This is a genomic window from Brevibacterium sp. S22, assembly GCF_004745485.1.
In the GTDB taxonomy this organism is placed as follows: Bacteria; Actinomycetota; Actinomycetes; order Actinomycetales; family Brevibacteriaceae; genus Brevibacterium.
The window spans coordinates 37,920-58,539 of the sequence record NZ_RHFG01000022.1 but is presented as its reverse complement, the minus strand read 5'-3'; the positions used below and the strand labels follow the sequence as shown (position 1 = coordinate 58,539).

At 65.6% G+C, this 20,620-nt stretch carries 17 protein-coding genes and 1 pseudogene; 11 read left to right on the top strand and 7 right to left on the bottom strand.

What is annotated here, in order from left to right; all coding sequences use genetic code 11:
* Positions 1–144: 144 nt before the first annotated feature.
* Both otsB and EB835_RS15595 read right to left on the bottom strand, forming a co-directional pair.
* The gene (gene otsB, locus EB835_RS15600; protein WP_135810375.1) at positions 145–2,790 is read right to left on the bottom strand and encodes a trehalose-phosphatase; all 2,646 of its coding nucleotides are present in this window, start codon (positions 2,788–2,790) and stop codon (positions 145–147) included.
* A 35-nt stretch (positions 2,791–2,825) separates the two neighbouring features.
* Positions 2,826–3,578: an HdeD family acid-resistance protein gene (locus tag EB835_RS15595; protein ID WP_135810374.1), complete on the bottom strand. Its 753-nt coding sequence runs from the start codon at positions 3,576–3,578 to the stop codon at positions 2,826–2,828.
* Between the two features lie 124 nt (positions 3,579–3,702).
* Here EB835_RS15595 and EB835_RS15590 point away from each other — a divergent pair, with 124 nt between their 5' ends.
* The 3 genes from EB835_RS15590 to EB835_RS15580 all read left to right on the top strand — a co-directional run bounded on the left by EB835_RS15590 (position 3,703) and on the right by EB835_RS15580 (position 5,975).
* Positions 3,703–4,305, top strand: a complete 603-nt coding sequence (locus tag EB835_RS15590; protein WP_135810373.1) for an ArsR/SmtB family transcription factor — start codon at positions 3,703–3,705, stop codon at positions 4,303–4,305.
* A gap of 108 nt (positions 4,306–4,413) precedes the next feature.
* Positions 4,414–5,604: a serine hydrolase domain-containing protein gene (locus tag EB835_RS15585; protein ID WP_135810372.1), complete on the top strand. Its 1,191-nt coding sequence runs from the start codon at positions 4,414–4,416 to the stop codon at positions 5,602–5,604.
* Complete coding sequence (locus EB835_RS15580; RefSeq protein ID WP_135810371.1) at positions 5,601–5,975, top strand: hypothetical protein; 375 nt, start codon at positions 5,601–5,603, stop codon at positions 5,973–5,975. The genes EB835_RS15585 and EB835_RS15580 overlap by 4 nt, the downstream gene beginning before the upstream one ends.
* Positions 5,976–6,027: 52 nt before the next feature.
* Here EB835_RS15580 and EB835_RS15575 read toward each other — a convergent pair whose 3' ends face one another.
* On the bottom strand, positions 6,028–6,486 hold the full coding sequence (locus tag EB835_RS15575; protein ID WP_135810370.1) for a Rieske (2Fe-2S) protein: 459 nt from the start codon (positions 6,484–6,486) through the stop codon (positions 6,028–6,030).
* 274 nt (positions 6,487–6,760) lie between these two features.
* Here EB835_RS15575 and EB835_RS15570 point away from each other — a divergent pair, with 274 nt between their 5' ends.
* Together EB835_RS15570 and recQ are read left to right on the top strand one after the other, a co-directional pair.
* Positions 6,761–7,972: an MFS transporter gene (locus EB835_RS15570; RefSeq protein WP_205749955.1), complete on the top strand. Its 1,212-nt coding sequence runs from the start codon at positions 6,761–6,763 to the stop codon at positions 7,970–7,972.
* Between the two features lie 114 nt (positions 7,973–8,086).
* Positions 8,087–9,922: a DNA helicase RecQ gene (gene recQ, locus EB835_RS15565; protein ID WP_135810369.1), complete on the top strand. Its 1,836-nt coding sequence runs from the start codon at positions 8,087–8,089 to the stop codon at positions 9,920–9,922.
* A gap of 67 nt (positions 9,923–9,989) precedes the next feature.
* Here recQ and EB835_RS15560 read toward each other — a convergent pair whose 3' ends face one another.
* Entirely contained in the window at positions 9,990–10,559 is a 570-nt protein-coding gene (locus EB835_RS15560) for an OsmC family protein (protein WP_135810368.1), read from the bottom strand.
* Between the two features lie 285 nt (positions 10,560–10,844).
* On the opposite strand from EB835_RS15560, the gene kynU reads away from it, so the two are divergent.
* Positions 10,845–12,110 (top strand): kynureninase, encoded by a 1,266-nt coding sequence (gene kynU / locus EB835_RS15555; protein WP_135810367.1) that lies wholly within the window; start codon positions 10,845–10,847, stop codon positions 12,108–12,110.
* Positions 12,111–12,181: 71 nt separating this feature from the next.
* Here kynU and EB835_RS15550 read toward each other — a convergent pair whose 3' ends face one another.
* Positions 12,182–12,898, bottom strand: a complete 717-nt coding sequence (locus EB835_RS15550; RefSeq protein ID WP_135810366.1) for a FadR/GntR family transcriptional regulator — start codon at positions 12,896–12,898, stop codon at positions 12,182–12,184.
* Positions 12,899–13,028: 130 nt separating this feature from the next.
* Between EB835_RS15550 and EB835_RS15545 the strand changes: the two genes are divergently transcribed.
* The 3 genes from EB835_RS15545 (at position 13,029) to EB835_RS15535 (ending at position 17,400) form a co-directional block, all read left to right on the top strand.
* Positions 13,029–14,393, top strand: a complete 1,365-nt coding sequence (locus EB835_RS15545; RefSeq protein WP_135810365.1) for an SLC13 family permease — start codon at positions 13,029–13,031, stop codon at positions 14,391–14,393.
* Positions 14,394–14,533: 140 nt separating this feature from the next.
* A complete protein-coding gene (locus EB835_RS15540) occupies positions 14,534–15,781 on the top strand; it encodes a CaiB/BaiF CoA transferase family protein (RefSeq protein ID WP_135810389.1) in 1,248 nt (415 codons plus the stop codon).
* Entirely contained in the window at positions 15,778–17,400 is a 1,623-nt protein-coding gene (locus EB835_RS15535; RefSeq protein WP_135810364.1) for a carboxyl transferase domain-containing protein, read from the top strand. Before EB835_RS15540 ends, EB835_RS15535 begins: the two co-directional genes overlap by 4 nt.
* Before the next feature lie 119 nt (positions 17,401–17,519).
* On the opposite strand, the gene EB835_RS20675 is transcribed toward EB835_RS15535, so the two are convergent.
* Positions 17,520–17,900 carry an MOSC domain-containing protein gene (locus tag EB835_RS20675; RefSeq protein WP_240688782.1) on the bottom strand — a complete coding sequence of 127 codons (381 nt, stop codon included), beginning with the start codon at positions 17,898–17,900 and terminating at the stop codon, positions 17,520–17,522.
* Between the two features lie 39 nt (positions 17,901–17,939).
* Here EB835_RS20675 and EB835_RS20670 point away from each other — a divergent pair, with 39 nt between their 5' ends.
* On the top strand, positions 17,940–18,332 hold the full coding sequence (locus tag EB835_RS20670) for a hypothetical protein (protein ID WP_240688781.1): 393 nt from the start codon (positions 17,940–17,942) through the stop codon (positions 18,330–18,332).
* Positions 18,333–18,390: 58 nt separating this feature from the next.
* Here EB835_RS20670 and EB835_RS15525 read toward each other — a convergent pair whose 3' ends face one another.
* Entirely contained in the window at positions 18,391–19,656 is a 1,266-nt protein-coding gene (locus EB835_RS15525; RefSeq protein WP_135810362.1) for an MFS transporter, read from the bottom strand.
* A 353-nt stretch (positions 19,657–20,009) separates the two neighbouring features.
* Here EB835_RS15525 and EB835_RS15520 point away from each other — a divergent pair.
* Positions 20,010–20,474, top strand: a pseudogene (locus tag EB835_RS15520) (isochorismatase family protein); the annotation flags it as partial.
* Positions 20,475–20,620: the final 146 nt, after the last annotated feature.

Sequence of the window (20,620 nt, the reverse complement as noted above, 5' to 3'; positions counted from 1 at the left end):
CACCTAACGCGCATTCCGACGGCTGAAAGGTACGCGGCACGCACATTCCGGCGGCTGAAAGGTACGCGGCACGCACTTTCCGGCGGCTGAAAGGTAAGCGGCACGCGCATTCCGACGGCTCCAGCCGTAGCCCACTGAACCCCTCTAGCTCGGGCGGTGGGCGTCGAGCTGCTGGGCGACGCGGATGTAGCCGAGGTGTGAGTACGCCTGCGGGTGGTTGCCCAGGTGCATCTCGGCGACGGGATCGTATTCCTCCGACAGCAGCCCCGTGGGCCCGAGCAGGTCGTCGACCTGCCGGAACAGGTCCCAGGCGTCGTCGATGCGGCCGACCTTGATGAAGGCTTCGATCAGCCACGTCGTGCAGATGTGGAACCCGCCTTCGAGCCCGGGCAGGCCGTCATCGTAGCGATAGCGGAAGACCGTCGGGCCGACTCGCAGCTCCCGTTCGATCGCGTCGACGGTGGACACGAACCGCGGATCGTCGGCATCGAGCAGTCCCGAGAGACCGACGAACAGCGCCGCCGAATCCAGATCCGTCTCACCGTAGGCGACGGTGAACGCTCCGACCTCCTCGTTGTACCCGTGCGTGAGGACGTCGTGGGCGATCTCCTCGCGCAGCTGCCGCCAGGCACCGGGCGGCTCCCGATCGAACCGGTCCGCGATCCGCAGCGCCCGATCGACCGTCACCCAGCACATCACCCGCGTGTACACGTTGTGCTTCGGCGGACGCCTCGCCTCCCAGATCCCGTGGTCGGCCTCGAACCACCGTTTGCCCACGGCCTCGACCATCTGACAGGTGAGCGTCCAATAATCCTCGGGCAGCTCGCCGAGGTGGCCGCTGAGTTCGTCGAGCAGCTCCGTGACCGGGCCGAACACATCCAGTTGGACCTGATGTTCGGCCGCGTTGCCGACCCGCACCGGCCGGGAGCCGGCGTAGCCGGGCAGGTGGTTGAGCACCGCCTCGGTGGTCAGGGCCGATCCGTCGACGGCATAGAGCGGATGGAGCTGTTCGGGAGAGACCGTGCGTTCGAGGATGCCGGAGAGCCAGGAGAGGAATCCTTCGGCCTCACCGGTGGAACCCAGCGCGAGCAGGGCACGGACGGTCATCGAACCGTCGCGCAGCCACGTGTAGCGGTAGTCCCAGTTCCGGACGCCGCCGATGCCCTCGGGCAGGGAGGTCGTGGGGGCGGCGAGGACTCCGCCGGTGGGTTCGTGGCACAGGGCACGCAGGGTGATTGCGGAGCGGATGACCTCCTCGCGGTGATGGTCCGGCAGGGTCAGCGAGTCGACCCAGTTCGTCCAGAAGTTCAGGGCCCGTTCGCGCACATGGTGCTCCCCGCCCGTGGCCATATATCCGGCGTCGCCGGTGCCCGTTCCGCAGGCGAGCACGAGGACGACCGTGCCGCCTGGGTGCTGCGAGGGCACCACGGTCGCCTCGGCGGTGTGGGAGTCGCCGTTCTCGACGATCTCGAAGTCGATGCCGGGAGCGTGGAGTTCGATCGGCTCCGCCGTGCCCAGCACCGCCACCCCGTCATCGGTCCTGGTCATGCGGGTAGGAACCGTTGCATAGTCGAGTCGCGGAGCGAAGCGGATGCGGGTCGGGGCGTCGCCGGTGAGCACCCGGACGACGATCGTGTCGTCGCTGTGCCCGTCGACGGGAGCAAGGTAGTCGATGCAGCTCAGCCCCGCCCAGCGGGTCTCGAGCAGGGTCGAGTTCCCGAGGTAGCGCTGGGTCAGCGGGGCGGCCCCGGTGGCGGGGGCGACGGCGAAGAAGCCGGCCGCCTCGGTGCCCAGGACCTCGGAGAACATCGACGCCGAGTGCGGCAGGGGGTGCGGCATCCAGCAGATGCTGCCGGCAGGGTCGACGAGCGCGGTCGACTGTCCGTTGCCGATCAGACTGTGGCGCTGGATCGGGGTGGCGCGGCGGCCGAAGAGCCAGGATTTGCGCAGCTCGAACAGGGCACTGAGGACGGTGGAGACCTCATCCGGCGAGCGCAGCCGGAAGTCGGCGTGAGTGGTCTCAGAACCCTCGCCGACCTTGAGCCCGAGGTCGTCGGCACCGAGGGTCTCCAGCGCATATTCGTCGGCGGTGTCATCGCCGATGAAGACGACGGCTTCCGCGCCGGTCTGACTGCGCAGGCGGGTCAGCGCTTCGGCCTTCGAGGAGGGCACGACGGACAGGTCGATGACCTGCTTGCCGCGGGTGGGATGGATCGGGTGCGCGGCGGCGAGTCTGTCGACGGCGGCTTCGATCTCGCGCCGGTTCGCCTCGTCGAGTCCGCGCAGGTGCACGGCCGCGCCCGTGGTCTTGTGTTCGATGACCTCTCGCGGCAGGCCGCGGGTGAGGTCGGCGCGGAAGTCGGCCAGGACGGCCCGCTGCGTTTCGGTGAGGGCGTCGATGGTGAATGTGTCGGTTTCGCCGCCGTGGGATCCGAAGAGGTGGACCTCGCGGGGCAGCCGCGACATCGCCGCGAGATCGCGCAGGCTGCGACCGGAGATCACCCCCGCCGAGGTGGTCGGCAACAGGGCGAGCGCGCGCAGCGAGTCGACCGAGCCCTCCATGGGAAAGGCTTGGCTGGGCACGTCGACGATCGGAGCGATCGTCCCGTCGTAGTCGGTGGCCACCAGCAGGGATGGAGAGCGGGAGAGTGCGAAGAGGCGCCTGAAGAGGGCGGGGTCGAGAGCTCGGCTGGCTTCGGCCAGATCGCCCAGCAGCTCGGAGGACCTCACCGAGGCGGCGATGGTGGCCAATCGGGATTCGGTTGCGCTCTCGTGTTCGACAGTGCTCATCTCACCTCGGATGTCTCGGTCGGCTCAGGTGCCGGTCAGGGCTCTTTCTTCACGGGAGTGTCGGTGTCCGGATCGTCGGGATTCTTCGAATCCGCGGCTCCAGCGGAGCCGGAACGGTCGGTGGCATCGATGGGGTCCGCCGCCTCGGTGGGGGTGTCGGCCGGCTCTGACAGAGCGTCGCGCTTGGCCAGTTGGCGGCCCTTGCTCAGGCGCGAATAGCCTCCGATGATGAAGATCACACCGGCGATGAGGGTCGCGGCGCCGGTGAAGCCGAGGATCGACAGGGCCTCCATGCCGTCACCGAAGACGAGGATGATGCCGAGCAGGATGTGGACTCCTGAGGCGATGAGGAAGTCCGAGGCCATGGGCTGGGACCGCAGCTGTCGGTAGGCCCAGAACTCGAGTGCGCCGTGGAGCAGGGCCCAGATGCTCAGGGCCGCACGCACCTCGGCGGGATGGTCGGCGAGGAAGAGGAAGACGATCGCCGGGATCGCGATGACGGCCTGGCCGAAGATCGCGGTGCGCACGTTCAGCGGCGAGCGCACGGCCTGGAAGACCAGCGCCAGGGCGAAGAGGATGAGGTAGGCGATGGCGAGGTGGTCGACGACTTCGGTCGGCAGGCTCAGCTGCAGCGGATTGCTCGCATCGCGGGGCCAGAACACGGTGACGATGCCGAAGACGACGCCGAGGAATCCCCGCACGACCATGGGCCAGCCGAGTCGGCTCGCTGCGGCGATGGCCTGTGGGGCGGCTTGTGTGGATTCGGTGCGCGGTTCTTCGGTACTCATCACGGCACCAGTCTAGGTCTCCCGGCCGTGTCTGTCCGGTCAGCGTCATCTCAGGGACGGGCGCGCACCGATTCCTTATATTTTCTGCATTTACGTAATTACGTATCTATTGTATTGTCGACATATGGAACAGCTCCCAGCAGCTGCGGAACGCCTGTCCGCACTCGAACGACGAGTCGCCGAACTCGAAGCCGCGGCCGCAGCGTCCGTGTCGCCTCAGGAGGTTGGCGCAGCACAGGAGAACACGGACGAAGAGTCGGCAGTCGCAGCGGAAGCGCCTGCGCTGTCCGACGAAGTGGGCGATGCCCCGACGCGCGATACGGAGACGTTCTGGGCTCTGCACGGTCTGATCGACCAGCTCGGCGAGGAGGGCGGAGTGACCTACACCGGGTACACCACTCCCCCAGGCGGCACCGACCCCGTGGCGTGGCAGATGGGTCTGAACAGCGCGGGGCTGGCGCAGATCGACTTCGCCGAGGCGGCCGGATCCTTGGCCGCTCTCGGCCACCCGGTCCGCCTGCAGCTGCTCCAGGCGATCTATGAAGGCACGAGCACCGTGGCCGAGCTCGGAAAGGATGAGCGCTTCGGCACCTCCGGGCAGATCTATCACCATGTGCATGCCCTCGCCGGGGCCGGCTGGCTCGAAAGCGCCCGCCGCGGCCACTGGCGCGTGCCGGCTCAGCGGGTCATTCCGCTCCTCACCCTCGTCCTCATCGGCACGCACTGACTCATCGGCACGCTCTGACGACGTGCTCAGCCCACCCGACACACAGAACAGCCGTCCCGCTCTGACCGACTCCACCGCATATCCCACCCCTGCTCACCAGGAGGAACGATGCACATCATCGGCACCCACCGCACATCACAGCAGGCCGCGAAACCACCTCGGCGCCGGATGGCTGGGTTCGTCGCGGCAGCGATCACGGCCGCACTGCTCGCAGCACTCACTCCATGGCCGCGCGGATTCCAGGGCGCGCCCACCGGCGACGCAGCGTTCATGTCCGAACTCGAAGAGACGCTGGGCAGCAAGCACTGGCAGCACGTGGCCGCAGCCCGCATCGATGGTGACGACACGACCTTCGCGGGCACCGGAGCGGACGAGCACACGGAGTTCGAGAGCGGATCGATCACGAAGACGTTCACGGCCGCGCTCTTCGCCGATGCGATCGACCGGGGCGAGGTCGAAGCGGACACCCGCCTCGGCGAGGTGTGGCCGCAGCTCGATGGGAAGGTCGCCGAGGTGACGCTCGAGTCGATCGCGATGCAACGGTCGGGGCTGCCCTCCCAGGAACCCGCCCCGAGCTTCAGCGACGGGGTGATGAGCGTGCTGTCGAACTACCTCCACACCGATCCCTACCGTGGGGATGTCGCGGACATCGTGGCCAGCCTCAATGACGTGGAGGTCGGTGAACCCGAGCCCGAGTATTCGAACTTCGGGTTCGCCGTTCTCGGCCAAGCACTCGCCGAGGCGGCTGGGCAGGACTATTCCGAGCTCGTCCGCGACCGCCTCACCGAGCCGCTGGGAATGAAGGAGACGTTCGTCCCGGACTCCGCCGACGGGCTGTCACACGGCTACACGGCATCGGGGCTTCCGGCCGCACCGTGGACCCTCGGCGGTGCGGCTCCGGCCGGGGCGATCCGGTCGACGACCCATGACCTGGCGATCTGGCTCCGGGCCGTCCGTGACGGAAACGCGCCCGGCGCCGAGGCGGCCGAACCCCGTACCGATTTCGAGGCTGACCGCATCGGCTGGGCGTGGTTCACGACAAAGACACAGAACGCGACTCTCACCTGGCACAACGGCGGCACCGGCGGCTACCGGTCGTTCCTCGGCTTCGACCCGGAGTCAGGAGCGGGGATCATCGTGCTGAACGACTCCGCCAATGACGTCGACGCGGCCGCCACACTCGTCGGGGCCGATGCCGGCACGGATTCCGGAACCACGACCGTCACCGAAGCTGGCTCAGCGTCCACCACCGATGCCGTATCCGCGGGCGAGGCCTCAGCGAAGGGAGAACGCTCATGAGCCCCGAACTCGTCTCGACGGTCATCGGGGCACTCATCGTGGCGTGGGGTGCGTTCACCGCATGGCGAGCTCCCCGTGCGGCATCGCGAATAGGACTGCTGTCAGGAATGGTCACGGCGGTCGTGTTCGTCCTGCTCATCCGACTCATCACACCGTTCGGAGGGTGGGACGGCTGGTTCATCTATGTCTGGCTGGCCGGAATGCTCATCATTGTCGTCTCCGTCTTCCTGGCCGCACTCGTCTGGCCGGACCTGTCGTGGCGGGCCGAGAATGCGAAGGCCCGACGGAGCGAAGCGAGCGGACTCGGCTTCTCCGCCCTGCTCGCGGTCCTCATCGCCGGCGCCCTCGTCCTTCCCGGACTCTTCCTCTGACGGTGAATGCCCGGCTCCTCGCACGGCCGACCACAGCGGCCCGCATAGGGATCTACTTGCCTGTGACGGTGAGGGTGCCGCCGCTTTCGGTGACGTCGTACTTCGGCAGCGGCTCCTCGGCCGGACCGGACATCACCTCTCCGGTGGTCACCGAGAAGTTCGAGGAGTGGCACGGACAGATGATGGCCTCCTCGGTGACCCGGGTGACCTGGCAGCCCTGGTGGGTGCACACCGATGAGAACGCGAAGAACTCGCCCTCCTTGGGCTGAGTGATCACGTAGGTGTCCTCGATGACGGTGCCCGAACCGACGGGGACGTCGGAGACCGGGAGGTTCGCATCCTTCGTCGGCTCCGCCTCCTCGTCGGACGAACACGCCGAGGTGGCCGCCACGGAGCCGCCGATGACCGCCACCGTTCCGGCCACGCCCGCCGTCTTCATCACACGGCGACGGCTCGGGTTTGCAGCGCCCTGTCCGTCTGCCGTGTCGGTGCGGGTCGGGTCCAAGGTCATCGGAATCTGCTCCTTCTCGTTGCTGCGCTTAATCCATCATGCCGAAATCGGGGCATGGGTGTCCGGGTTCCAGCGTACAATCGCACACGGTTCGATGCTCGCGCATCGCCCCGGGACTCACCTGGGCGAACTGTCGGAAACGACACAGCGCAGATACCACTCAGCAGGGGAGCTTGCGAAGAAACTCACGTGGGAAACGATCGGGCCCGGTCGACGGCAACGGTCGGCCGCCTCGGCGAGCATCAGGTTCCCTGAGACGAAAGGCGGTGTCACAGTGCCCGATGAAACGGTGTCGACGAACGGTCGGGGCTCGGCCCCGCGCGCCGCATCCGGATGGGGGTTGGCCGCCTCGGCGTACGTCTTCGCCGTCGTCATGATGGGCACGACCCTGCCCACCCCGCTCTACCCGCAGTACGAGGTCGAATTCGGCTTCGGCAACGCGCAGACGACCGTGCTGTTCGCGATCTACGCGGCCGGGGTCATCGCCTCCCTCGTCCTCTTCGGACGCTTCTCCGAGGCCATCGGCCGGCGCCCCCTGCTCGCGGCCGGTGTGGTCCTGTCGGTCGCCTCGGCGGTGCTGTTCATGATCGGCAGCCACCTCGGTCTGCTCTACACCGGCCGGATCCTTTCGGGGCTGGCAGCGGGGATCTTCACGGCCACAGGCACGGTCACGGTCCTCGAGAACGCCCCGTCCGGGCGCCACCGACTCGCGGCGTCACTGGCCACGGCGGCGAACATGGGCGGTCTCGGGCTCGGAATCCTCATGGCGGGGCTGCTTGCGCGCTTCGCCCCCGGCCCCCTGTTCACCCCGTTCCTCGTCAACGCGATCACCCTCGTCGTCGCCGGGTTCGCCCTGATCATCGTCCGCGACCGGGTCCGACCGAATCCGGCGGCCCTGCGCCTGCAGCTCCCCGGCATCCCCGCGGAGTCCAGGCGCATCTTCCTCGCCGCCTGCCCCGGCGCGATCGCGGGTTTCACACTGTGCGGACTCTACTCGGCGATCGCCCCGAACTTCATGGGGCAGACCCTGCACATCTCGTCCCCCGCGGTCACCGGCACGGTCGTCTTCCTCCTCTTCGGCGCCTCGGCGACGGCTCAGCTGATCTTCCGCGACCTCGCCGATCGGACGCTGATCGTGCTCGGATCGACGACGATGATCATCAGCATGGCCGCGCTCGTCATCGCCCTCGAAACGGGCTCGCTCGTCCTGCTCATCGTCTCCTCACTGCTGGCCGGAATGGGTCAGGGGCTCGTGTTCATGACAGGCATGCGGGCGATCAACACTGCCACCCGACCCGAACGGCGCACCGAGGCGACCACCTCATATTTCATCGTCGCCTACCTCGCGATGTCGCTGCCGGCCGTCGTCGCCGGGCTGCTCGCCTCGGGGATCGGTTTGGCCGGGTCGACGACGGTCTTCGCCGCGGCCGTGGCCTGCGTGTGCGTGGTCGGACTGCTGGCCTCCGGTCGGTTCGCCGCGAAGTGAGGGCCGGGCGTCGGGTCAAAGGGGCTGACGTCGGGGCAGCTGGACGAGGTGGCGTCGGAACCGCACGTCGACGCGCCGGGGCCTGTGTCATCGTCGTGAACTAGGCTGGAGGATATGACCTCCTCCGCCACGACCTCCGCCCTCGATGTCCTCCACGATGTCTTCGGCTATGAGGAGTTCCGAGGACAGCAGGGCGCCATCGTCGATCAGGTCGTCGGCGGCGGAGATGCAGTCGTGCTCATGCCCACCGGTGGGGGCAAATCCCTGTGCTATCAGATCCCGGCCCTGGTCAGGCCCGGCACGGGTGTGGTCATCTCCCCGCTCATCGCGCTCATGGCCGATCAGGTCGCAGCATTGGAGAACCTCGGTGTGCGCGCCGCCTACCTCAATTCCTCCCTCGACTTCGAGACCGCTCAGCAGGTCGAACAGCAGCTGCTCGCCGGTGAGCTCGACCTCCTCTACCTCGCGCCCGAACGACTCGTGCTGCCTCGGACGATGCGGCTGCTCGAGCAGGCCCAGATCTCCCTGTTCGCCATCGACGAGGCCCACTGCGTGTCCCAGTGGGGACACGATTTCCGCAGCGACTATTTGGGGCTCGGGGTGTTGGCCGAACAGTTCCCCGATGTTCCGCGCATCGCGCTGACGGCCACGGCCACTCCTGCCACGCATGCTGAACTCACCGACCGCCTTCACCTCCAGGACGCCGAGCACTTCGTCGCCAGCTTCGACCGGCCGAACATCACCTACCGGATCGAGCCGAAGGCCTCCGCGAGATCCCAGCTGCTCAGCTTCATCACCACCGAACATCCCGGCGATTCCGGGATCGTGTACTGCCTGTCCCGCCGCGGAGTCGACCAACTCGCCGAGGCGCTTGCCGTCCGCGGCATCACCGCCCTGCCCTATCACGCAGGCCTGCCTGCCGAGGTACGGGCCGAGAATCAGGCGCGCTTCCTCCGCGAAGACGGGATCGTCATGGTTGCGACGATCGCCTTCGGCATGGGCATCGACAAACCCGATGTCCGATTCGTCGCGCACCTCGACCTGCCCCGCTCGGTCGAGGGCTACTACCAGGAGACCGGTCGAGCCGGGCGTGACGGACTGCCCGCGGATGCGTGGATGGTCTACGGCCTCGGCGATGTCGTCTCCCAGCGCCGCCTCATCGAATCCGGCGAGGGCGACCAGGTGTTCAAACGCCGCCAGATGAGCCACCTCGATGCGATGCTCGCCCTGTGCGAGACCGTCGACTGCCGCCGCGTCCAGCTCCTGCGCTACTTCGACGAGGAGTCGGGTCCGTGCGGCAACTGCGACACCTGCATGACTCCCCCGGTGACCTGGGATGCGACCGTGGCCGTGCAGAAGCTGCTGTCCGCTGTCATCCGCCTCGATCGGGAACGCGGGCAGCGCTTCGGTTCCGGGCAGGTCATCGATGTGCTGCGCGGCAGCGCCAACGACCGTTCACGCGCGTCGGACCATGAGAGCCTGAGCGTATGGGGCGTCGGCGAGGACCTGTCGGAGAGTCAGTGGAAGACCGTCGTCCGCCAGAGCCTCGCCCGCGGACTGCTCGAATCCCACGGCGACTACGGTGTGCTCGTTCTCGGTCCCGCCGCGGACTCGGTGCTGCGTGGAGAGGCTTCGGTGTCGATGCGCGTCGACCCCGTGAAGAAGTCCGGGTCGAAGAAGGCAGGATCCCAGCGCCGAGGTGGTGCCGAGGTCACGCTCGACGCCGCAGACACCGAGCTGTTCGAGGCACTGCGGGCCTGGCGAGCCGAACAGGCCAAGGAGCAGGGAGTGCCTGCCTACGTCGTGTTCCCCGACGCCACCCTGTACGGGATCGTCGAGGTCAGACCCTCATCGGTCGAGGAACTCGGCCAGGTCAGCGGTGTCGGCCTGAAGAAGCTCGAGCGCTACGGGCAGGACGTGCTCGAGGTCCTCGCTTCGCACGCCCGCTGAGCGTGAAGTGAATGTGTGCGGGCGCTGCGATTCGCCGTCCGCCTCGGCGGTCCGCTCACGTCCGCGCTCAGTTCGCCTTCGTCACCGTCACGTCGATGGGCGTCGGCTGGGAGACGATGTCGAAGACCGGGCAGTGAGCGTCGACCGTGCGCTGCAGTTCCTGGTAGGCCTCCTCGAAGTCAGGGCCGGTGACGGTGACGGAGATCCGGACTGCGGAGAATCCCGGGCGCACATCCTCGTCGACGCCGAAGATGCCTTGGACATCGAGGTCTCCGTCGGCGGTGATCTCCAGATCGTCGATCGTCAGGCCGAGGTTGTGGGCGTAGAGCCGGTAGACGACGACCTGGCAGGAAATGAGGGCACCGAGGACGTACTCGACGGGGTTCGGTGCGGCGTCGTCACCGGCGAGTGGGGCAGGCTCGTCGACGGTGAACGTGTGTTTGCCCGCCGTGATCACCGAGGACACCGAACCCTCGGCACGGCCCTTCGCGGTGAAGGTGAGCTGTGCGTTCTTCGCCGAGGCGGCGATGCGTTCGCCCCATCCCTGCCCTGCCGCGGTCAGGCGTGCGGCACGGTCCTCGGCACTGATCGGAACGGTCGTTGTTGCGGCCGTGGTGGTATCGGTGGTGGCAGTCATCGGGACCCCTCCTTCAAGTTGGTGATCTCAGACTAAGAAGCCCGCATCATGGCCCCGGGTCGACTTCGTCCGAATTCGCCACACGACGACTTCTCTCTGTCATATCGGGTCACAGAAAGTCGGACGAGCACCGTGGACAGTGAACCAACCGGTCCGCGGAACATCGTGGGTGGTGGCCCCGTCCAAGTGTGTAGTCTGACAGGGAACCCCTCCAGGCGACCTGGCGGCTGTCGATTTCGTCGGCTGTCAACGACGTCCTGGACTCCGTCGAGACGAAGGTGACCGATGACGACTCTTGACCGCGCGGCCTGCGAGGCTCGCGACCACACCGATCCGCTCGCCGATTTCCGCAAGGAGTTCCTCCTCCCGCCCGAGACGATCTACCTCGACGGCAATTCGCTGGGTCCACGCCCGGTCGGTGCGGCCGAACGGGCTCAGGAGGTCATCACCGAGGAGTGGGGCAGGGACCTCATCAGTTCGTGGAACACTGCCGGCTGGTGGGATCTGCCGGCCACGCTCGGGGAGAAGGTCGCGGGCATCATCGGCGGTGGTTCCGGGACCACCGTCGTCACCGACACCACGTCGATCAATCTGTTCAAGGCCGCCTCGGCGGCGCTGCGGATGCAGGCCGTGGACGCCCCCGGCCGCCGTGTCATCCTCACTCAGCGAGAGAATTTCCCGTCTGACATCTATATGCTCCAGGGTCTGGCCGAGCAGCTCGGCGACGGGTATGAGGTCCGCCTCGTCGACGATGCCGAGGTCACCGCGGGCTTCCCTGAGGCCATGACCGACGAGGTGGCCCTCGTCGTCCTCACTCACGTCAACTACCGCACGGGTCGGCTCTTCGATATGGCCACGACCACCTCGGCGATCCACGCGGGCGGGGCGAGGGTCATCTGGGACCTCTGCCATTCGGCCGGCGCCATCGAGATCGACCTCGCCGGATCCGGGGCGGACATGGCGATCGGGTGCACGTACAAGTTCCTCAACGGCGGGCCGGGATCACCCGCGTACATCTGGGTCGCCGAGGAGCTGGTCAACCGATTCGCCCAACCGCTGTCAGGCTGGTGGAGCCATGCGAAACCATTCGAGATGAGCCCGGACTACGCGCCGGCCGACGGCATCCGCCGCTTCCTCACGGGCACGCAGCCGATCGTGTCGCTGTCGGTGGCCGAGCTCGGACTCGACATCGCCGGCCGGGTCGACATGTCCGAGGTGCGGCGGAAGTCCCTGGACCTATCGGATCTGTTCATCGAGCTCGTCGAGTCCCGACTCTCCGACCATCCGGTCGAGATCGTCACCCCGCGCGAGCACGCCCATCGCGGTTCGCAGGTCTCGATCGCCCACCCCGAGGGGTTTGCGATCATGAGCGCCCTCATCGCCCGCGGGATCATCGGCGACTACCGGGAACCGCACATCCTCCGCTTCGGCCTCACTCCGCTCTACCTCGGCTTCACCGATGTCTGGGACACGGTCGAGGCCCTGCGCGACATCCTCGACAACCGCCTCTGGGACGACCCGACGTTCCAAACCCGAGGAGCCGTCACCTAATTACTACCTGACGGCGGTTCTGCAACCCGGCGCGAGGTTGCTGAGCCGCCGTCACCGGTGTCTGGGACGAGTCAGACCGATTCGGACCGCAACAGAGCGACATCGGAAACCATCTCAATGTGGTCTTCCATGGCCGTAGCTGCAGCTTCAGCGTCACCGGCCTCAATCGCCTCAAGGATGCGGCGATGAGACTGGAGGGACCGCTCCGGCCGTCCAGGCTGCCCGAGCGACTCGAGTCGGGTCTCCAAAACCATCTCGCCGATGAAGACCATCAACTGCTCCAGAACACTCGAATGAGCCGAAGCGGTGACAGCCTGGTGGAACAGTTCGTCGCCGTGCTCCCCGCGGCCGCTCTCTGCGATCTCACGCTCCATGATGCTCAGCGCCGATTCGATGTGGTCGAGATCTTCATCGGTCCGGCGTTCCGCGGCTAAGGCTGCGAGCTTGACCTCAAGCGTCTCCCGCGCTTCGACGATATCCGGGATCCGGTTCTCGTGCTCGCGAAGGGCACGAATGACTGAAGCTATGGATGGCCGATAGACCAGGACAGCTCCCGTGCCATGCTGCACATCGATGACCCCGAGCACCTCAAGAGCCACAAGAGCCTGAGAAAGAGTCGCCCGGGACACCCCAAGGTCCTCGGCAAGATCGCGTTCAGCCGGCAGGCGATCCCCTGGCCCCAATTTCTCGGATTCAACGTACGCAAGGATCTGCTGCGTGAGCTGCTCATATAAGCGAGGACGCTGAACTCTGCTCATTTGCGTTCGAGCAGCGGTCGACCGGGCCATGGATTTCTCTCCTTCGACGGCAATCGACTCAATTCTATGCCCAATGTTGACAATCAACCGTCGGTGCTTAGAGACTAGGCCACTAGGTCAATGATTCACTACGACCTTCGGACTTGATCAAAGGAGCTTTATGTCCGCAGCTTTAGCCTCACTCATCGTGCTTGCGGCGATGTTCATCGTCGCGACAATCTTTCCCATCAACATGGGAGCCTTGGCCTTCGTCGGCGCATTCCTTCTCGGAACAGTCGTCCTCGGAATGCAGACCGACGACATCCTCACGGCCTTTCCAGGAGATCTCTTCCTGACCCTGGTCGGCGTGACCTACCTCTTCGCCATCGCCCAGAACAACGGCACCATCGATATACTTGTCAATCGCGCAGTCAAACTCGTAGACAATCGCATCAGTCTGATCCCATGGGTCATGTTCGCCATCACCGCCGGCATCACCGCCGTCGGCGCCCTCGGCCCGGCAGCCGTCGCGATCATCGCCCCCATCGGCCTGAGTTTCGCCGCTCGCTACAAGATCAATCCGTTGATGATGGGTATGCTCATCGTCCACGGAGCGCAGGCTGGAGGGTTCTCCCCCATAGCCGTCTACGGCGTCATCGTCAACGGACTCATCGCCAAGACCGGCTTCGACTTCAGCCCCATTGCACTGTTCCTCTCCAGTCTCGTATTCAACCTCGTCATCGCCGTCATCCTCTTCCTGGTCCTCGGAGGGCGTCAGCTCGGGGGACAACGTGCCGGACAAATCGCCGAGAAGGTCGCAGAGTCCCGCCTGGCCGTGAGCGCAGGTGCACATGGTGCGGATGTGAATTTCAAGAGCACAGGATCGGGCACCTACGGCCCTCGCGACCCTGCATCCGACGGCACAGCCTCTCCGGTCGAACCAGGTCGTAAGTTCGGTCAGTGGATGACGATCCTCGGCTTGGTCGCACTCGTTATCTTCGCGCTCGGGTTCAAGGTCGACGTCGGATTCGTTTCGATTACCATCGCCGTCATCCTTGCGCTCCTCAACCCCTCAGCACAGAAGGGCGCCGTCAACAAAATCAGCTGGTCCACGGTCCTCCTCATTTGTGGCATGCTCACTTTCGTCGGAGTGCTCGAAGAAGCCGGCACCATCGACTGGGCGTCAGAATCCGTGTCCAACCTCGGCATGCCGCTCATCGCCGCTCTTGTCATCTGTTACATCGGTGCCATCGTCTCCGCTTTCGCCTCTTCGACTGCGATCCTCGCGGCACTCATTCCTTTGGCGATTCCGTTCCTTAACTCCGGCGAAGTCAGCGCTGTCGGCGTTGTCTGTGCCTTGGCAGTGTCGTCGACCATCGTCGACGTCTCGCCGTTTTCAACCAACGGCGCTCTCGTCCTCGCCAATGCCCCAGATGACACCGATATGGACCGGTTCTACAAACAGATACTCGCCTATGGCGGAATCGTCGTCGCCGTGGGGCCGCTGCTGGCGTGGCTGACCATGGTGCTCCCCGGTTTCTTCTGAGAAGTTCCATCCCCTCCAGCAAACTGATGCCGCACGTACGCGGCCTCGAGGAAGGAAACACCACCATGACAGGCCAAAATCAAAGTTCCTCACGCGGCATCGACCCGCAAGCGTCGGCTGCCGGTTCGAATTCCGCAGATATGCAGGGCCCGCTGAGCGGGATCACCGTCCTCGATATGACTCGAGCGCTGGCGGGGCCACACGCCGGCATGATGATGGGCGACCTCGGTGCTTTCGTCATCAAAGTCGAGACGCCCGGCACGGGTGACGACACGCGAGGGTGGGGACCACCCTTCGTCGGTCCAGAAGACGACCAGGAGTCGACCTATTTTCTGTCGTGCAACCGCAACAAATCGTCCATCGCACTCAACCTCAAGTATAGCGAGGACAAAGAGACGCTGACGCGACTGATCCGGCAGGCGGATGTGCTCATGGAGAACTTCCGCACCGGTGTCCTCGCTCGACTCGGGTTCTCAACCGAACGACTGCACGAACTCAATCCCCAGCTGATCGTCCTGTCGATCACCGGGTTCGGACACGATGGACCCGAGTCTCACCGCAGCGGCTACGACCAGATCCTTCAGGGTGAGGCGGGGCTGATGTCGGTGACCGGGTCCGGCCCCGATGACCCGCAGAAGGTCGGGGTTCCCATCGCCGATCTCCTTTCCGGGATGTATGGGGCGTTCGGGGTCCTCGCGGCGCTGCGAGAGCGCGAGTTCACCGGCCTCGGCCAGGTAGTGCGCACCTCGCTGCTGGCTGCGATCGTCGGAGTGCACGCGTTCCAAGGCACCCGTGCCACTGTCGCCGAAGAAACTCCTGTCGCATTGGGCAATCACCATCCCTCCATCGCGCCATATGGTCTGTTTGCCTGCGCTGACGGCCACATCCAGATCAGTGTCGGAAGTCAAAAGCTCTGGCGCAGTTTCAGCGAGGGTGTCGGCATCGACGCCTCTGATCCGCGATTTGCAACCAACGCCGATCGTGTCGCCCACCGCAACGACCTCATCGCAGAGATCGAGAAGGCGTTCCGTTCATCGTCAGTGTCAGATCTTCTCGCTCACCTCGAGTCGATCGGAGTCCCCGCCGGCAAGGTGCGTTCGATCCCTGAAGTCTACGAATGGGAGCAGGCGAGGTCTCAGGGTCTTGCCATTGACGTAGACCATCCACTTTTGGGCAACGTCACTCTGCCCGGACCGCCGCTGCGCTTCTTCGATGCGGCCACCGAGGCGGAGACCACCCGCACCGTTCATTCAGCACCGCCACAGCTTTCCGCTGATGCGGAGGCCATCATGGGCTGGCTCAACGAGAGGGAATCTCATCCACCCCGAGAGCAAGACTCGGAGACTGACCGATCCCGAACCGCCCAGCAGCAAGGAGTCCAGTCATGAGTGTCAGCGCGAGCACTTCAGCGTCCACACGAGTTCCTGAAACCCAGTCGACCACACCGGAGCTGCGTCCGAATCGGAGCCGGCGTCCCTCCGCGGCTGAACTCATCGAAGCCGTCGTCGACCCCGGAACTTTCGTTTCGTGGGACTCGACGCCGACTCAACCGACAGCTGACCAGGGGTACCTCCGTGATCTTGATGCGGCGAGAACGAAGAGCGGCACCGACGAGGCAGTGGTCACCGGAATGGGCAAGGTCCGCGGACGGCTGGTGGCTCTCGTCGTCTCGGAGTTCCGATTTCTGGCCGGATCGATCGGACAGGCGGCGATCGATCGAGTCGTCCGATCGGTTCGACGTGCGACAGCCGAGGGACTTCCGCTCCTCGCGGGCCCAGCGTCCGGCGGAACGCGGATGCAAGAGGGGACCCTGGCGTTTCTCGGCATGATTGCGATCACCGACGCTGTCCGGCGCCATAAGGAAGCCGGACTGCCTTACTTGGTCTACCTCCGGCACCCGACAACGGGCGGGGTCATGGCTTCATGGGGTTCCCTCGGCCATGTGACGGTGGCCGAGCCGAACGCGCTTCTCGGTCCCCGAGTCTTCGAAGCGCTCTATGACAAACAGTTCCCTGAGAACGTCCAGACATCGGAGAACCTGTATCGCAAGGGACTCATCGACGCAGTTGTGCCGATGGAAGAACTGCCCGGGATCATCGACCGAGCACTTCGCATACTGACCCCGACCGAGATATCGACAGACCATTCCGCTGGCTCGCGCGATCTCCACGGCGAACTCGGCGGTCGCGGAACTGCCGAAGTTCAGCCCCACCGAGCCTTGCCAGCCGAGGACGCAGATACTTGGGAGTCCATCCTCATCAGCCGACGCACCCTCCGGCCCGATACCCGCATGGTGCTGGCCTCCGCTGATGATGCACTGCCTCTCAACGGAACCGGTCAAGGCGAGAAGGATCCTGGAATCATCCTCGCTCTTGCACGTTTCGGGGCACAGTCGTGTGTAGTCCTTGGCCAACAGCGGCCACGTCACCCCGACGGTGCCGCTCTGGGGCCCGGCTCTCTGAGAGAAGCGCGGAGAGGCGTACGACTGGCCGAAGAGCTCAAACTGCCCCTCGTAACGATCATCGACACGCTCGGTGGTGAGCTCTCGAAAGACGCGGAGGAAGGCGGCATCGCCGGGGAGATCGCCCGATCGCTCAATGACCTCATCGGTGTCGACACGGCATCTGTATCGGTGCTCCTCGGTCAAGGCACCGGCGGAGCAGCGCTCGCACTCCTACCTGCCGACAGGACGGTGGCTGCTGAACACGCGTGGCTGTCACCGTTGCCGCCGGAGGGGGCAAGCGCGATCATCCACCGCGACCTCACACACGCGGCCGAAATGGCTGAAGCGCAACGTGTGTCGGTACCGTGGCTGACGTCATTCGGCTTGGTCGACAGAGTCATTTCCGAAGATCCTCCGGCCGAAACCAGCCCCCGCATCTTCTGCGCTCGCCTGGTCACTGCGATCGAGGAGGAACTGACTAAAGCTCGCAACATCCCTGAGATTGATCGACTGCCACGTCGCAGCAAGAAGTTCCAGACACTCGGTCAGTCGCTGAATTCGTGAAACCGGTCGGGGCCGTATGACAGATTCGCCCCGCGCCGTCACCTAACTGCTACCTGACGGCGGCCCAGCAACCTGGCGCCACGTAGCTGGGCCGCCGTCACCGGTGTTTGGGATCAGAATCAGACCACCTCGGCGTAGACACCGAAAAGTGGTTCGCCCGCGGCATTCCTCGGCCGGTAGCCTGCCAGGGACTTGAGCACCGAGGCGTTGCGGTCGCCAGTGAGCGGATCGAGGTCCATCACCGCGCAACGAGGAATCGGAGCGCCGATTCTCACCGTCCGATCGCCGAGGTTGATCATCTGACCTGCCCATGTCTCCTCCGCATAGGGTTCGTCCGTGTCGATGACGACGGTGGCGCGGAATCGTGCGGCTTGGGCGACCAGATCGGGTGCAGCCGGATCCGACTCGGCCATCCGTCGGCTCAGATCGCGCAGAGACGCCGTCGTCACGATCGAGATCGGTGACCCGTAGACCACTGCGCTGCGAGGTGCTCGGACCAAGCGCACCGGTGTACCGAGCCACTCTGATGCAAGGTCCGCATGCGGTCCTCCGGTGAGTTCGAGCTCGACCGACCGTTTCCAATAATCGCAGGTCAGTCGCTCGCCCAATGCGCGGGGAACACCGCGCGCCGAACGTCCGTCCGGCAGGGTCACCGTCAGCTCGCCGGCCTCACCGCCGTCACCCGCGCCGCCGCGACCATCACTGCGTTCGCGACCGTTGGCACCACCCTCGCCAGCTCCACGGACAAGCGTCGTCGCAATCTGGATGAGTCTCGGGTTCTGCACGGTCTTGAGCACTTGCCTGCGCTCAACGTCGACGAAGCAGAACTCGCGGTCACCGACCGGGCCACCGGCATCGATGACGGCACCTGGTCTCGCCTCGTGCCGAGTCCCCTTAATGTGGGCGAACCCGACCGATCGCACGCCGGATGACCCCGCAGACGTCGGTGACGACGGCTCAGCAACCTCGCGCCAGGTTGCTGAGCCGCCGTCAGGTAGTAATTGGGGCATGGGGGTTGGGCCTTCCGGTGAGGACGTAGGCGCCGATGGCCACCGCCCCGATGACGAGGACCGTGCCGCCGATGATGACGGCCTGCGGGATCGTCGCGATCGTGCCGAGCACACCGACGGTCACACCGGAGAAGGTCTGCATCCCGGGGCCGAAGGTCGCGTACGAACCGATGACGCGGCCGCGGATATGTGTCGGCGCCTGCAGCTGGATGATCGCCATCTCCGTCGACTCCGCGGTGATCTTCGAAACTCCGGCGAGCAGCAGCATGACCACGGCCAGCCACAGCTGCGAGGTCAGCGCGAAGACGATCGAAGACGCGCCCAGCCCAGCTGCAGCGACGGTGGCGGCCGCCGGCGTCGGCGGTACCCACCCGGTCGCCTCGAGCAGGAACCCGCCGAGCACCCCGCCGGCACCCATCGCAAAGAGCAGCACGCCGTAGGTGAAGTCGCTGTCCCCGCCGGGGCCGGTGAGCAGCCCGCCGAATACAGGCATCGACGTCTGCAGCACCGCGCCGATCGTGATCGAGGCGATCGCTGCCAGCAGCAGCATGCCAATGATCGCCCGGTTATGGCGCACCTCGGCGAGGACCTTGAGCGACTGGATGAGCGTGGTCCGCGCCGCACGCGCCCCACCACTGCGCAAATGACCGGTATAGGGAGTGCGGATGAGGAAGATCGTCAGTGGCAGATAGAAGACGATGTTGGCGAAGATTCCCCATGTCGGCCCGAGCCCGAGCAGCAGCGCCGAACCGACGACCGGACCGAAGAGGATGCCGAGGCTGCGGAAGGTCGCGTTGAGCCGCACAGCACTCGGCAGTTCGTCACGGTCGACGAAGTCGTGGAGCATCATCTGCTCGGCCGGACCCCACAGACAGCCGGCGAGCCCGTGGATGACGAGCAGCACGCACGCCTGCCACAGCTGCAGCGAATCGGTGAGGAAGAGGATTCCCCAGCACAGGGACACGAACATGAACAGCCCCTGCCCGATCTGGATGAGCCTGCGGCAGTCGAATCGCTCAGCCAGCGACCCGGCGTAGACGGACAGCAGCAGGAACGGCAGCCAGTGGCTGATGAGCTGGAACCCGACGAGCGCAGGCGATTCGAACTTCTGCCACAGCACCCAGTAGGTGATGACATGTTCGATGTTGTCACCCATCATCGCCAGCCCCGACCCGACAAGGTACGGCGCCGTCGACCAACTGCGCAGCACACTGAATCGCCGGGGCCCCGGGCGACTGCCGCTCATCTCATCTCCGCTCACCCGTCCCATTCTGGCACCCCCACGACGCCAACGGAGGTGACCTTCCGCACCATGGAACCCCACCTCGCCGAGGCGGCCCCACACACCCGTATTCCGCTCGCCGAGGCGGGACTGTCCGTCTGCCACCCGCTCACCCAGGGGCAACCATCGGGCAACTCCCCTTGATCGCTCGACCGGGCAGGAGGAAGATTGTCCCGATCAAGGAGGATCGCATGACCACTACCCCCACCGCAGCATCCGAGTCCGCCCCTCTCGCTGCCACCCGACCGAACACCGCCCTCATCGTCGTCGATGCCCAGAACGCCGTGATGGAGGCTTCGTGAAATTCTGAGAACGTCGTCGCAACGATCTCCGACCTCGTCGACCGCGCCCGCGCCGATGGCACCGACGTCGTCTGGGTCCGGCACACCTCCGGGGAACTGCCGCAGAGCACCGAACGATGGCAGATCGTCGATGCCCTCGTACCTGCCGAAGGAGAGGCCATCGTCGAGAAGACTCACGGCAATACCTTCGAGGAGACCGACTTCGAGGAAGTGCTGGCCCACAAGGACATCGGCCGCCTCGTCGTCACCGGAGCCCAGTCAGATGCCTGCATCCGCTCGACGATCCACGGCGGCTTCGCCCGCGGATACGACGTCACGCTCGTCTCCGACGCCCACACGACCGAGGACCTCAGCGAGTGGGGCGCTCCGGAGCCGGAGAAAGTCGTCTCCCATACCAACCTCTACTGGGGCTTCGAGTCCGGCGCAGGCAGGAAAGCATCGGTGGAGACAGCTGCTGACGTCGACTTCGCGCTCAGGTGATACTCCCCCACCGAGGCGGCAGCGAGTCCCGTGTCGACTGGACCACCGACCAGACTCCCGAGACATCGCCTGAGCGCCGAGACAACGCTGTGTGCACAGGTGCCTCGGCGCTCAACCATTGCCTCGGCGCTCAGCCTTGGTCTCGG

Bases quoted from the DNA above. Each gene is read 5' to 3' on its own strand.
- EB835_RS15535 (WP_135810364.1), top strand. From the start codon at position 15,778: ATGAGTGTCAGCGCGAGCACTTCAGCGTCCACACGAGTTCCTGAAACC.
- EB835_RS15585 (WP_135810372.1), top strand. From the start codon at position 4,414: ATGCACATCATCGGCACCCACCGCACATCACAGCAGGCCGCGAAACCA.
- EB835_RS15575 (WP_135810370.1), bottom strand. From the start codon at position 6,486: ATGACCTTGGACCCGACCCGCACCGACACGGCAGACGGACAGGGCGCT.
- EB835_RS15550 (WP_135810366.1), bottom strand. From the start codon at position 12,898: ATGGCCCGGTCGACCGCTGCTCGAACGCAAATGAGCAGAGTTCAGCGT.
- EB835_RS15545 (WP_135810365.1), top strand. From the start codon at position 13,029: ATGTCCGCAGCTTTAGCCTCACTCATCGTGCTTGCGGCGATGTTCATC.
- EB835_RS15595 (WP_135810374.1), bottom strand. From the start codon at position 3,578: ATGAGTACCGAAGAACCGCGCACCGAATCCACACAAGCCGCCCCACAG.
- recQ (WP_135810369.1), top strand. From the start codon at position 8,087: ATGACCTCCTCCGCCACGACCTCCGCCCTCGATGTCCTCCACGATGTC.
- EB835_RS15560 (WP_135810368.1), bottom strand. From the start codon at position 10,559: ATGACTGCCACCACCGATACCACCACGGCCGCAACAACGACCGTTCCG.
- EB835_RS15525 (WP_135810362.1), bottom strand. From the start codon at position 19,656: ATGAGCGGCAGTCGCCCGGGGCCCCGGCGATTCAGTGTGCTGCGCAGT.
- EB835_RS15580 (WP_135810371.1), top strand. From the start codon at position 5,601: ATGAGCCCCGAACTCGTCTCGACGGTCATCGGGGCACTCATCGTGGCG.
- EB835_RS15540 (WP_135810389.1), top strand. From the start codon at position 14,534: ATGCAGGGCCCGCTGAGCGGGATCACCGTCCTCGATATGACTCGAGCG.
- EB835_RS15590 (WP_135810373.1), top strand. From the start codon at position 3,703: ATGGAACAGCTCCCAGCAGCTGCGGAACGCCTGTCCGCACTCGAACGA.
- otsB (WP_135810375.1), bottom strand. From the start codon at position 2,790: ATGAGCACTGTCGAACACGAGAGCGCAACCGAATCCCGATTGGCCACC.
- kynU (WP_135810367.1), top strand. From the start codon at position 10,845: ATGACGACTCTTGACCGCGCGGCCTGCGAGGCTCGCGACCACACCGAT.
- EB835_RS20670 (WP_240688781.1), top strand. From the start codon at position 17,940: ATGCGGTCCTCCGGTGAGTTCGAGCTCGACCGACCGTTTCCAATAATC.